Annotated in this window: 1 protein-coding gene; it reads right to left on the reverse strand. The window is 48.0% G+C overall.

What is annotated here, in order from left to right; all coding sequences use genetic code 11:
- Positions 1-18: 18 nt before the first annotated feature.
- Positions 19-15,075 (reverse strand): gliding motility-associated C-terminal domain-containing protein, encoded by a 15,057-nt coding sequence (locus tag QFZ51_RS18305; protein WP_429047816.1) that lies wholly within the window; start codon positions 15,073-15,075, stop codon positions 19-21.
- Positions 15,076-15,346: the final 271 nt, after the last annotated feature.

Below are 15,346 nucleotides of genomic sequence, written 5' to 3' on the forward strand. Positions count from 1 at the left end.
ATGATCGCGTATCCGTTATCAGCGGATCACGGTAACTTCTCCTTTCAGTACGTTGGAGGATCCGCCGGCTACTTTCTTGTAAGAAAGCCACCATACGTATGTGCCAACATCCACCGGAACTCCCTTGTATCTGCCATCCCATCCTTTATGATTGTCGGACGACATGAAGATCAGCTCACCCCAGCGGTTAAAGATCCGCAGTTCGTAGTCGAACATTTGTCCCCTCACTACTGGTCTGAACACATCGTTACGTCCGTCGCCGTTTGGTGAGAAGGCGTTTGGTAAGGTTGGTTTAGGTTCACATTCTATAAAGCCTACGGTGATATCATCGGTAGCAGATCCGCAATCGTTGAATACGGTTACGGTGTAAGTACCTCCGTTGGTTACGGTGAGGGATGGTCCGCCGGAACCGTTATCCCAGCGTACACCGGTAATTCCGCCACCTTCAGCACGCAGTATCAGCGTTTCACCTTTACACAGGGTGGTATCTCTTCCCAGGTTGATAACCGGTAAGCCGGTGATATTTACTTTGACGCTGTCGAGGAACACACGTTGACAGTATTTATCCATCACAGCTAATTTATAGCTACCTGCCTGAGAGATCTGTTTAACCGGGTTAGGATCGCCGTCGTTCCAGAGGTAAGAAATGGCATCCGGATTGGTTCCGTCCAGGGTAATGGTGCCACCAGGGCAGATATTCCTGTCGGGTCCCAGCTCCATAGTGAGCGCTGGTTTCATCCTTACATTCACGGTATCTCTTACCACGCAGTTATCCCTGCTTACGGCTACCCAGTATCCGCCTGGCTTGTTTACCACGATAGAGTTGCTGGTTTCACCCGTCTGCCATTTGATACGGCCGCCGTTGGAATTAACGGTGAGCATAATAGACTGGTCAGGACAGATAGAGGTGTCGCGGCTCAGGCTGATGTCTGGCGGAGGATTCACACTTACTTTCACGGTATCAATGGTGATACATCCGGACTTCATCACTTTCACCCAGAATTGTTCCTGTGTTCCTACCAGGATGGAAGGTTCTGTAGAACCATTACTCCAGAGATAGGAGCCACCATTTACATAAGCATCCAGTTTCACGGTTTGGCCGCGGCAGATGGTTGTATCAGGGATATCAACCAGTGGCGTTGGTACCAGACCTACATGGATGGTATCGGTAGTGGCGCATTCGCCGTTGCTTACATTTACCCAGTAGGTGCCTGCCTGGTTAATATTGATCCGTTGCGTGGTTGCGCCGGTAGACCATTTAATCTGGTAGGCGAAATTAGCAGGACCTGCATCCAGCACCAGGTTGTTGCCACCACAGATAGTGGTATCGTTGCCCAGGTTCACCATTGGTTTCTGGATGTAACTCAGATTGTAAGTCACGGTGTCAGAGGAACAACCCGTTCTGCCATCCGTAATGATGAAGGAAGCAGAAGTAGCCCCGTTCAGGTTAAACACATTGTTGCTTTGTGTTCTTGGCAATCCTGTTACCGCATTGGCCGGCGTAACTGCTACCAGCGTATAGGAAGGCAGGTATACGTTGCCAACTTTGCGTAAAGCGATCCTGCCGTTGTCTGAACAGTTGGAAGGCAGGGTAGCTTCCAGTTGCGGTTTATCGCAAGGCTTAATGATTACACGCTGGATAACGTCGCTGGCTTTATTGCCGCAGGCATCCATGATGGTCCATCTTCTTATAATCGTATATCCGTTACAGATATCTTCCACATATGGATCTTCTGTATAGATAGCTCTTTTCGGGAAGCTGTTATCACAGTTGTCTGTTGCGGTTAATACCGGTGCAGCAGGGATCTTATCCTGACAGTAGATTTCCACATCTGCAGGAGCAGGCATGATCACTGGTCTGGTGGTATCTTTTACATTTACTACCTGTGTGATGGTAGTGGTATTACCACAGGCATCTTTAGCGATCCAGGTTCTGATGATGCGGTAGTTGCCGGCACATTCTCCTGGTATTCTTTCTGTAGTGATCCTGCGGGATACGGTAAGACCATTTCCGATGCTGCTGCAATTATCAGATACCTGTACATCGGTAGCAGGAGCAGGGATGTTATCACAGCTCACTGTTGTGTCGGCAGGAGGCTTCACAGTGAATACCGGTTTAGTGGTGTCCTGAACGGTGATGATCTGCTGCATTACGGTTTTGTTGCCGCATTCGTCGGTAGCGGTCCAGGTTCTTGTTTCCCGGAAGTTAGCGGCGCAGTTACCAGGTAATTTCACGGTTTTGCTACTGGTGAACACCTGGATGCTGCCGCTGCAATTGTCGGTAGCGGTGATGGCAGGCCATGTCGGTACCTTATCGCAATCTACCACGGTATCCTTCGGAGCAGGCATGCTGAATACCGGTCTGCTGGTGTCCTGTACTTTAATGATCTGTTGTACTGCACGGGCATTACCACATTCATCAAAGGCGGTCCACTTACGGTAGATCACGTAGTTGTTATTACAGCTGTTCGGGTTGTGGGCAGCAGAGTCTTTCGGCACTACTGTAATTACACCCGGTGTACAGTTATCGGTTGCCGTGAGATTAAATCCGGCCGGGATCTTATCGCAATCCACTGTGGTATCGGCAGGTGTAGCCATATTGAATACCGGGGCGGTCATGTCTTTCACGGTGATCACCTGTTTCAGGGTCACGCCGGTGTTACATTCGTCTTTCGCGGTCCAGGTGCGGATCAGCAGGTAATTGTTAGCACAGTTGCCTGGCAGATCCTGGCGAACTTCCACTACAGGGATAATGATTTCCCCGGCGCAGTCGTCGTTTGCTTTCAGGTTTATTGCTGCAGGTACCTTATCACAATTTACGGTGGTATCGGCAGGCGCTGGTGTGGTGAATACCGGTGCTTTGGTATCCTTTACCGTAATGGTTTGTGAAGCGCTTACTGAGAGACCGCATCTATCTGTCGCTGTCCAGGTACGGGTAATGGTACTGAGACAAGGCGAAGTAACCACGGTGACGTCATTGTAAGTAATGGTCAGCGGCTCGTTGTTGTAAGGCGCGTGACTGAACGCCGGATCCCCGAAGAGCGTGGTGTAGTCTTTACCTCTTTCACATTCCGTTGTTATGGCCGGAGGAGTGAAGGTAACAATCGGGCTGATAGTGATGGCCGTGATTTTCACCACGTTGCTGATGTTGTTGATACAAGCTCCGGAAGCTACCACTCTTCTGTACCAGGTGTTGGCTGCAAGCAAACCAGGCTGGTAAGTATCGCTGGTGGCGCCGGTGATGTTGGTGAATGGTCCGTTTGCACCGGCAGTGCTTTGTTGCCACTGGTAGGTGTAAGTGCCATTACCGCCGGTCAGTGCATTGCTGCGTATAGCCATTGGCGTTTCTGTTACGCAAACTGTTTGATCATCCTGAATGGTGTTACCGAGTATTGGTTTACGGTTAATCAGGGTGACACTGGAACTGGAAGCGTCGCACACGCCGTTGCTTACTACCCATGTTAATTGGGCTGTTTCGCCGGCAGGAACGGTGATGGTAGCATCTTTCCGGTTAATATCACTGATGTTGATCAGTGCCGCGTTGTTGCTGGTTACAATCCAGGTGCCTTTTGCACCTGCCACACCAGGATCGCTGGCGCTCATTTTAAAGGTGGCATCATCGCAATGTTCCTGATCAATACCTGCGCTGGCAGGTACCGGTAATCTGTAGTTGATGAGTGTTACATCATCCCAGGTAGCGCTACATACGCCGTTGGTCACAGTCCAGCGTAAAGTAACCGTATCACCTGTGTTGATGTTCACATTGGAAGTAGGACTGTTGATAGACCTGATCGCAGCATTTCCTTTAATAACAGACCAGAAGCCTTTTGCACTTGGTACAGATACCGGATCTGCTGCCAGGGTGAAGTCGCCGGTGTTATTACACATTTCAATATCTGCTCCTGCATTTGCAGCAGCCGCTGTTTTATAGTTGATCAGTGTAACCGTGCTGCTGGTGCTCATGCAGCTACCATTTGTGACGGTCCATTTCAGGATTACAGTATCGCCAACCGGAACAGTTACTGCGCTATTCGGGTCATTTACCGATTTGATAACGGCGTTACCCGGAACACGGCTTACATCGGTCCAGGTGCCTTTTGCACTGGGGGATCCGGGTTGACTCGCCTTCATGATGAAGTCGGCTGTAGTATTACATTTTTCCTGGTCAAGGCCGGCATTTGCTGTGATGGCCGCTTTGTAGTTGATGATGGTTACCCTGCTGAAGCTGGTATCACATACACCGTTTGCGATAGCCCACTGGAGTATCACGGTATCGCCTACAGGCACTGTTACCGCGGTAGTAGGACTATTAGGTGATTTGATTTTTGCTCTTCCAGGTATTGGGCTGATGTCAGTCCAGGTTCCTTTTGCAGTGGGCACGCCTGGTACATTTGCCGCCATGATGAAGTCGCCTGTGTTGCCACAGATGGCCTGGTCAGGACCGGCATTTGCTTTATTTGCGTTGGCGTAGTTGGTAAGCATTACTGTATCATAAGTAGCGCCGCAGGTGCCATTGGTGATTCTCCAGACCAGTTTTACGCTGACACCCGCAGCAACAGTAACGGCCGTGTTGTATTGATTCGGAGAGGCGATAGTTACGCCGGTGGTACCGGCTGGATTCGTCCAGGTACCTGTTACATGTAAACCGGCAGGTTTGCTGCCATCCAGGATGAAGTTGATGTCATCACATTTTTCCTGGTCAGGACCAGCCTTGGCGGCAGCAGGTGTTTTGTAGCTGGTGATCCTTACGGTATCTGCCAGGTCTGCTGCGCATTTTGGATTGGTGATCTTCCAGGTAAACAGGATGGTGCTGTCTGCCGGAACGGTAACGGAAGTTTTCGGATTATTAATGTTCGCGATCTTCACAGTGGCAGTAGCCGGTGAGAAGCTCCATGTACCAATAGCACCCAGCTCAGTAGGAGCGGTGGCGTTCATGGTAAAGGTGGTTTGCTCACAGGCTATTTTATTGGTGCCTGCATCACGCATAATTGGTTTGAGCAGGCTGGTGATGGTAACTGTATCCGATTTATCGGCGCTACAAGTACCATTTGAAATGCTCCAGATCAACTGTACCGCCGTGTTTGCAGGAACCGTCACAGTGGTTTTCGGATCGTTCTTATTTACAAAAGATACTGCAGCAGTAGCGGGGAGGAAGGTCCAGGTGCCTTTCGCGTCCAGTTCAGTAGGAGCAGTGGCGTTAAGCGTAAAGGTGGTTTTCTCACACTCCATTTGATCGGTTCCTGCATTGCGCATAATTGGTTTAAGCAGGCTGGTGATGACAACTGTATCAGATTTGTCCGCGTTACAAGTACCATTTGAAATGCTCCAGATCAGCTTCACCGCAGCATTGGCGGGAACTGTAACACTCGTGTTGGCCTTGTTCTTATCTACAAAAGTTACCGCAGCAGTAGCCGGCAGGAATGTCCAGGTACCTTTTGCATTCAGTTCCGTAGGCTCAGTAGCATTAAGTGTAAAGGTAGTTTTATCACATGCTGTCTGGTCAGTACCTGCATTGCGCATCACTGGTTTGAGCAGGCTGGTGATGGTAACTGTATCTGATTTGTCCGCGCTACACGTACCATTTGAAATGCTCCAGATCAGTTTCACCGCAGCATTGGCGGGAACTGTAACACTCGTGTTGGCCTTGTTTTTATCAACAAAGGTTACAGCAGCAGTAGCCGGCAGGAAGGTCCAGGTGCCTTGTGCATTCAGCTCTGTAGGCTCGGTGGCATTGAGTGTAAAGGTAGTTTTATCACATGCTGTCTGGTCAGTACCTGCGTTGCGCATCACTGGTTTGAGCAGGCTGGTAATAACAACCGTATCCGATTTGTCCGCGCTACAAGTACCATTTGAGATGCTCCAGATCAGTTTCACCGAGGCGTCGGCGGGAACGGTAACAGAAGTATTAGCTTTGTTTTTATCAACAAAGGTTACCGCAGCAGTAGCCGGCAGGAATGTCCAGGTACCTTTTGCATTCAGTTCCGTAGGCTCAGTAGCATTAAGTGTAAAGGTAGTTTTATCACATGCTGTCTGGTCAGTACCTGCATTGCGCATGACTGGTTTGAGCAGGCTGGTGATGACAACCGTATCCGATTTATCGGCGCTACATGTGCCGTTTGAAATGCTCCAGATCAGTTTCACCGCAGCATTGGCGGGAACTGTAACACTCGTGTTGGCCTTGTTTTTATCAACAAAGGTTACCGCAGCAGTGGTGGGCAGGAATGTCCAGGAGCCTTGTGCATTCAGCTCTGTAGGCTCGGTGGCATTAAGCGTAAAGGTTGTTTTATCACATGCTGTCTGGTCAGTACCTGCATTGCGCATGACTGGTTTAAGCAGGCTGGTGATGACAACCGTATCCGATTTATCGGCGCTACAAGTACCATTTGAAATACTCCAGATCAGCTTCACCGCAGCATTGGCGGGGACTGTAACACTCGTGTTGGCCTTGTTTTTATCAACAAAGGTTACCGCAGCAGTAGCAGGCAGGAAAGTCCAGGTACCTTTTGCGTTCAGCTCAGTAGGCTCGGTGGCATTAAGCGTAACGGCAGTTTTATCACATGCCGTCTGGTCAGTACCTGCGTTGCGCATCACTGGTTTGAGCAGGCTGGTGATGGTAACCGTATCCGATTTGTCCGCGCTACAAGTACCATTTGAAATGCTCCAGATCAGTTTCACCGCGGTGTTGGCCGGAACGGTAACATCCGTATTAGCCTTGTTTTTATCAACAAAAGTTACCGCAGCAGTAGCAGGCAGGAATGTCCAGGTGCCTTGTGCATTCAGTTCTGTAGGCTCAGTGGCATTAAGCGTAAAGGTTGTTTTATCACACGCCGTCTGGTCAGTACCTGCATTGCGCATCACTGGTTTGAGCAGGCTGGTGATGGTAACCGTATCCGATTTGTCCGCGCTACAAGTACCATTTGAAATGCTCCAGATCAGTTTCACCGCAGCATTGGCGGGAACTGTAACACTCGTGTTGGCCTTGTTCTTATCTACAAAAGTTACCGCAGCAGTAGCAGGCAGGAATGTCCAGGAGCCTTGTGCATTCAGCTCTGTAGGCTCGGTGGCATTGAGTGTAAAGGTAGTTTTATCACATGCTGTCTGGTCAGTACCTGCATTGCGCATCACTGGTTTGAGCAGGCTGGTGATGACAACCGTATCCGATTTGTCCGCGTTACAACTACCATTTGAGATGCTCCAGATCAGTTTCACCGCAGCATTGGCCGGAACGGTAACATTCGTATTAGCTTTGTTTTTATCAACAAAAGTCACGGCAGCAGTAGCCGGCAGGAAGGTCCAGGTGCCTTGTGCATTCAGTTCTGTAGGCTCAGTGGCATTAAGCGTAAAGGTTGTTTTATCACACGCCGTCTGGTCAGTACCTGCATTGCGCATCACTGGTTTGAGCAGGCTGGTGATGGTAACCGTATCCGATTTGTCCGCGCTACAAGTACCATTTGAAATGCTCCAGATCAGTTTCACCGCAGCATTGGCAGGAACTGTAACACTCGTGTTGGCCTTGTTCTTATCTACAAAAGTTACCGCAGCAGTAGCAGGCAGGAATGTCCAGGAACCTTGTGCATTCAGCTCTGTAGGCTCGGTAGCGTTGAGTGTGAAAGTAGTTTTATCACATGCTGTCTGGTCAGTACCTGCATTGCGCATGACTGGTTTAAGCAGGCTGGTGATGGTAACAGTATCCGATTTATCGGCGCTACAAGTACCATTTGAAATGCTCCAGATCAGTTTCACCGCAGTGTTGGCCGGAACGGTAACATCCGTATTAGCCTTGTTTTTATCTACAAAAGTTACCGCAGCAGTAGCCGGCAGGAAGGTCCAGGTGCCTTGTGCATTCAATTCTGTAGGCTCAGTGGCATTAAGCGTAAAGGTTGTTTTATCACACGCCGTCTGGTCAGTACCTGCATTGCGCATCACTGGTTTGAGCAGGCTGGTGATGGTAACCGTATCCGATTTGTCCGCGCTACAAGTACCATTTGAAATGCTCCAGATCAGTTTCACCGCAGCATTGGCGGGAACTGTAACACTCGTGTTGGCCTTGTTCTTATCTACAAAAGTTACCGCAGCAGTAGCCGGCAGGAATGTCCAGGAGCCTTGTGCATTCAGCTCTGTAGGCTCGGTGGCATTGAGTGTAAAGGTAGTTTTATCACATGCCGTCTGGTCAGTACCTGCATTGCGCATCACTGGTTTAAGCAGGCTGGTGATGGTAACCGTATCCGATTTGTCCGCGCTACAAGTACCATTTGAGATGCTCCAGATCAGTTTCACGGCAGTATTAGCGGGAACTGTAACACTCGTATTAGCCTTGTTTTTATCAACAAAAGTCACCGCAGCAGTAACAGGCAGGAATGTCCAGGTGCCTTGTGCATTCAGTTCTGTAGGCTCAGTGGCATTAAGTGTAAAGGTAGTTTTATCACATGCCGTCTGGTCAGTACCTGCATTGCGCATCACTGGTTTGAGCAGGCTGGTGATGACAACTGTATCCGATTTGTCCGCGCTACAAGTACCATTTGAGATGCTCCAGATCAGTTTCACCGCGGTGTTGGCCGGAACGGTAACACTCGTATTAGCCTTGTTTTTATCAACAAAAGTCACCGCAGCAGTAACAGGCAGGAATGTCCAGGTGCCTTGTGCATTCAATTCAGTAGGCTCGGTAGCGTTGAGTGTGAAAGTAGTTTTATCACATGCTGTCTGGTCAGTACCTGCATTGCGCATCACTGGTTTGAGCAGGCTGGTGATGACAACTGTATCCGATTTATCGGCGCTACAAGTACCGTTTGAAATGCTCCAGATCAGTTTCACCGCAGTGTTGGCCGGAACGGTAACATCCGTATTAGCCTTGTTTTTATCAACAAAAGTTACCGCAGCAGTAGCAGGCAGGAAGGTCCAGGTGCCTTGTGCATTCAGCTCTGTAGGCTCAGTAGCATTAAGCGTAAAGGTAGTTTTATCACATGCTGTCTGGTCGGTACCTGCATTGCGCATCACTGGTTTAAGCAGGCTGGTGATGGTAACTGTATCTGATTTGTCCGCGCTACACGTACCATTTGAGATGCTCCAGATCAGTTTCACGGCAGTATTAGCAGGAACGGTAACACTCGTATTAGCCTTGTTTTTATCAACAAAAGTCACCGCAGCAGTAGCCGGCAGGAAGGTCCAGGAGCCTTGTGCATTCAATTCAGTAGGCTCGGTAGCGTTGAGTGTGAAAGTAGTTTTATCACATGCTGTCTGGTCAGTGCCTGCATTGCGCATCACTGGTTTGAGCAGGCTGGTGATGACAACTGTATCCGATTTATCGGCGCTACAAGTACCGTTTGAAATGCTCCAGATCAGTTTCACCGCAGTGTTGGCCGGAACGGTAACATCCGTATTAGCCTTGTTTTTATCAACAAAAGTTACCGCAGCAGTAGCAGGCAGGAAGGTCCAGGTGCCTTGTGCATTCAGTTCTGTAGGCTCAGTGGCATTGAGTGTAAAGGTAGTTTTATCACATGCTGTCTGGTCGGTACCTGCATTGCGCATCACTGGTTTAAGCAGGCTGGTGATGGTAACTGTATCTGATTTGTCCGCGCTACACGTGCCATTTGAAATGCTCCAGATCAGTTTCACGGCAGTATTAGCAGGAACTGTAACACTCGTATTAGCCTTGTTTTTATCAACAAAAGTCACCGCAGCAGTAACAGGCAGGAATGTCCAGGTGCCTTGTGCATTCAGTTCTGTAGGCTCAGTGGCATTAAGTGTAAAGGTAGTTTTATCACATGCTGTTTGGTCAGTGCCTGCGTTGCGCATCACTGGTTTGAGCAGGCTGGTGATGGTAACCGTATCCGATTTATCGGCGCTACAAGTTCCGTTTGAAATACTCCAGATCAGTTTCACCGCAGTATTAGCAGGAACGGTAACATCCGTATTAGCTTTGTTTTTATCAACAAAGGTTACCGCAGCAGTAGCAGGCAGGAAGGTCCAGGTGCCTTGTGCATTCAGTTCTGTAGGCTCAGTAGCATTAAGCGTAAAGGTAGTTTTATCACATGCTGTCTGGTCAGTACCTGCATTGCGCATGACTGGTTTGAGCAGGCTGGTGATGGTAACAGTATCCGATTTGTCCGCGCTACAAGTACCATTTGAGATGCTCCAGATCAGTTTCACCGCAGTATTGGCGGGAACGGTAACACTCGTGTTGGCCTTGTTTTTATCAACAAAAGTTACCGCAGCAGTAGCCGGCAGGAAGGTCCAGGTGCCTTGTGCATTCAATTCAGTAGGCTCGGTAGCGTTGAGTGTAAAAGTAGTTTTATCACATGCTGTCTGGTCAGTACCTGCATTGCGCATCACTGGTTTGAGCAGGCTGGTGATGGTAACAGTATCCGATTTATCCGCGCTACATGTGCCGTTGGAGATGCTCCAGATCAGTTTCACCGAGGCGTCGGCGGGAACGGTAACAGAAGTATTAGCCTTGTTCTTATCTACAAAGGTTACCGCAGCAGTAGCTGGCAGGAAGGTCCAGGTGCCTTGTGCATTCAATTCAGTAGGTTCAGTAGCATTGAGTGTGAAAGTAGTTTTATCACAGGCCGTCTGGTCAGTACCTGCATTGCGCATCAATGGTTTGAGCAGGCTGGTGATAACAACTGTATCTGATTTGTCCGCGCTACATGTGCCGTTTGAAATGCTCCAGATCAGTTTCACTGCAGTATTAGCAGGAACGGTAACATCCGTATTAGCTTTGTTCTTATCAACAAAAGTTACCGCAGCAGTAGCCGGCAGGAAGGTCCAGGTGCCTTGTGCATTCAATTCAGTAGGCTCGGTAGCGTTGAGTGTAAAAGTAGTTTTATCACATGCTGTCTGGTCAGTACCTGCATTGCGCATCACTGGTTTAAGCAGGCTGGTGATGGTAACCGTATCCGATTTATCCGCGCTACATGTGCCGTTGGAGATGCTCCAGATCAGTTTCACCGCAGCATTGGCGGGAACTGTAACACTCGTATTAGCCTTGTTTTTATCAACAAAAGTCACCGCAGCAGTAACAGGCAGGAATGTCCAGGAGCCTTGTGCATTCAGTTCTGTAGGCTCAGTGGCATTAAGTGTAAAGGTAGTTTTATCACATGCTGTTTGGTCAGTGCCTGCGTTGCGCATCACTGGTTTGAGTAGGCTGGTAATAACAACCGTATCCGATTTGTCCGCGCTACAAGTACCATTTGAGATGCTCCAGATCAGTTTCACCGCAGTATTAGCAGGAACGGTAACATCCGTATTAGCCTTGTTTTTATCAACAAAAGTCACCGCAGCAGTGGTGGGCAGGAATGTCCAGGTGCCTTGTGCATTCAGCTCTGTAGGCTCAGTAGCATTAAGCGTAAAGGTAGTTTTATCACATGCCGTCTGGTCAGTACCTGCATTGCGCATCACTGGTTTGAGCAGGCTGGTGATAACAACTGTATCCGATTTATCGGCGCTACACGTACCATTTGAAATGCTCCAGATCAGTTTCACCGCAGTATTAGCGGGAACGGTAACATTTGTGTTGGCTTTGTTTTTATCTACGAAAGTCACGGTAGCAGTAACAGGCAGGAAGGTCCAGGTACCTTTAGCACCCAGTTCCGTAGGCTCAGTAGCATTAAGTGTAAAAGTAGTTTTATCACATGCTGTCTGGTCAGTACCTGCATTGCGCATAACAGGCTTCTTATAATTGGTAATAAATACCGTGTCATTGGTAGTCAAACATGGTCCGTTGGAAATAGTCCATACCAATGAAGCGGTATCACCAACAGGTACTTTCACAGTAGCATTCCACTGCGTTGGGTTGGTGATAGTAACCCGCGGGTTAGGCGATGTCCAGAGGCCCGTAGCTCCTGCAGGAGCCGGAGTATTACCTGCTAACTGGAAGTCAGTAGCGCGGTCACATTCTGTTTGGTCAGTATTTGCATTGGCAACATTAGGTTTTGCAAATACTTTCACCGTTACACTCGCACAGGCGGTGTTACCACAAGGACCGGTACTTTCTGCCCGCACATAATAAGTGGTGGTGGCAGTTACATTATTAAATACAACTTCAGCACCATTATTAATAGAGGAAGCTGGAGTTACTGCTACGCTGCCTGGTAAACCAGGACAAGCACCGGTATACCATTTCCATTTATGTGTAGTACCAGTAGAATCAGTTCCCAAGGAACCTCCTATCACTTTTAAAGTAACATTACCGGTAACGCACAGACTGTCGGAGCTGGCATCAATGGAAGTAGGAGCGGTTGAAGGCTTTTCCACAGAAACAGAAAACGGCACCGTAACGCTACATCCGTGTAACGTATCCTCCTGTGCTGTAATGACGAAGTCGTAGCTACCAGCAGGTATGTTTGCCGGCAGCTTCACGTTAAAGATACCAGAGGTATTGTTAGATGGCCATGCTTTGGACACCGTTACAAAACCAGGCATCTTCCTGGTGGCGGCAACACTGAGTACATACTGCTTCAAAGTCCCTGGTACCACGTTGCTGTAGGAAACCGTAAAGGAATCCACCGTATTACAAACCGCAGCTGCAGCAATATTCAGCGTAGGCTTATCCTTAATGGTAAGGTTAACGGTAGTCGAGTTCGGACCGGGACAAACACCATTAGAGATGGTCCATGTCAGCACAAATGTTTTAGGCCGTGCATTGCTGACAACAGAAGCTATCGCATTATAAGCGGTGTCGTAGTTAATGGTGATATCCGAAGAAGTAGTACCTGGCGCTAATGTCCATTTACCGGTTTCACCAACGCCCGGCTTACTGGCGTTCAGCTGGAAATCACGTAACTCGCACTGTACCTGGTTCAGACCTGCAACACTCGGGGTAAGAGGTCTGGTATTAATGAGTGTAACCCGGTTGATATCCGTACATGCAGCCAGTGCTTTGTTGGTAATTATCCAGAAGAGACGTACCGTATCACCTGCCATAACACCCGTCACGCTGGTGGCGGCAGTAGTAGTATTGGTAATAACGGCTCCTTTGTTTGGACCGTCAAATGACCAGGTACCTTTCTGATCCGAAGGAGGGGTGCTCCTTTTAATATTAAAGGTGGATATATTACATTGTCTGTAGATGGTATCCACATCCGCTACCGGCACCGACCGCACATTTACCCTGAAGGTGTCAACGACCGTACAGGTTTTGTTGGTCACAACAACGTTGTAAGCTTTGGTACCGGTATCTGAAGGAACATGCGAAATAGCGGGCACTTTACCTTTAATAGAATCAATGCCATATTTCCACATCCAGTTCAAACTGTCGGCGGGCGCGCCTGTAATGCCTAAGTTTAGGTTAATCTGTGTACCAAGACAAATATTCACCGGTCCGCCTGTAATAGCGGTGACCGGTTTTTTATCTACAACTACCCGGGCAAAGCCACTGTCCTTACATTGACGCGGTTCATTCTTCACAGAGTTCCACCCGTAATCTGCAATCCCGATAGCCCAGTAGTCTCTGGTGCTGTCGGGAAATACGGTCATTTTAGGGCCAAAATAAACCGGGTCCACCTTCCATTCATAAGTACTGTATCCTCCATCAGCCGTCAGATCCACACTTTGCCCGATACAGATCCTGCCCGACGAAATGGTTACTTTGGGCTTCGGAAGAATAGTGATCTTGGTGTATTTCGATGGAGACGCACAGTTGCTGACGTTTCCCGATTCAAGGATATTTACCCGGTAATATTTATGTACTATCTGGTTGGGATCTCCTTTCAGCGCGCCATCCGCAAATGTGAGCGTGTTGGTAGCCGCGCCTGATATACCGTTTCCATTTACAACAGGAAACCAGTCGGCCGGATTGTTTTCATCCCCGGTATTACTGTAAAACCATTGATATATTGGATTCTTAAAATAATCCTGGTTGGGATCGTAAGTGCCATTCGGCAAATGACCATCAGGACTATATAATGCTTTAATAGTAATAGGAGCGCCTTCACAAAGTGAATCCGCTCTTAATTCTGTATCAATCTGACCATCGATAAATGAGTAGATGTCCGGGCTGCAATAATTAAAGCCGATATCATCTATCGCGATATCATTTCCACAATCACCAAGACGATCATTGACAATTTCAAGTGTTACTGCAGTTACACCTCCGGGTGTTTTAAAGCTGCCGCCGTATTGTTGCCATGTTGAATACGACAGGTTCATTGATACGTCGTAGGTTTTAAACCTTGCGAGTGTATCCCACAATGCAGCGTTAGTGCTGCCCTTTTTATTAATGATGAGGAAGGTAACCCCGGCATAGTGATAACCATCCGAGTTACCTGCCGCACAGTTATAGTTAAATACGTTGTAGCTGTTTACGTTCAGGAACCAGGCGCTGAAATTATAAGAAGAGCCCGGGCATACCTGCACATTGTTTTTAGTATAGAAAGATTTTTTATTGATAGAAGAGTTGGCGATGAGCATACCACCCACGGAGTCGATAGTACTTCCGGTATGATCTGTTGCCTTTACCCACTCACTTCTTATTTGAGTATGCCAGAAAATATTGTAACTATCATCAATGAAATTAGCCCCGTTCAGAGGCATAGGTACATAGTTATATCCGGTAACCGCTGCATTGGAGCGGCTGTCGGTAGCATTCTTTTTAAATTTACCAAAGTCCTCCAGGAAATCGCTTTTACTGGTCGTATTACCCAAACACGGTTGAATTGTACAGTCTTTTACGTAAATGGACTTTGTAACCGGATAGGTATTATTTCCCCTGAACAGCACCACTTTCACCGTATACTTAGCGGCATCATTAAATTTAATGGTCAGGGAGTTTTTATTGATATTTATGCCGCCGGAGTTATAGGTGTCTCTCCGCTGGCCAACTAATTCGTGGCCTGCCCTGGTATCGGTCGTGAAGAGCACATCATAGGTTCCCCCCGTGATTGTCCAGGTCGCGGAATCTGCATAATTACTGGTGTTATTCCAGAAGAAGGCGTTCATACTGGCGAAACTTCCCTTACATATCGTGTCGGGAAGGTTCATAAAGGCTGTGCCGTTTGCCGGCGCAGTTTGTGCTGCCACCTGTTTATTAAGCAGCACAAGCCCCAGTATCAGGTACAAAAAGGTTAATAGTCGTTTCATAGGTGCAAACAGTTAAGTAAGAAAAGTATCAGGATTGAGCAGCTTTTGTTTGCTCAGTCCATATTGTACCTCAACTCTTTACATCGGTTATCTTTCCCGGATGGTTTTTTCCGGCAGAGCGTGGAGCAAGTGTAAAATGGTTTCATAGGCGTCAGGTGTTTATACTTGGTATGGCTAAAATATATAAATGAATTAAGATTAAAATTAGATGTAATATAGGGAAATAAAAAAAGTGTTATTAATCGTAATATGATAAAGCGCCAGATAAGTT

This window comes from Chitinophaga sp. W3I9 (genome assembly GCF_050434025.1).
Classification (GTDB): Bacteria; Bacteroidota; Bacteroidia; order Chitinophagales; family Chitinophagaceae; genus Chitinophaga.

Coding starts and splice junctions, on each gene's coding strand:
- QFZ51_RS18305 (WP_429047816.1), bottom strand. CDS start 15,075: ATGAAACGACTATTAACCTTTTTGTACCTGATACTGGGGCTTGTGCTG.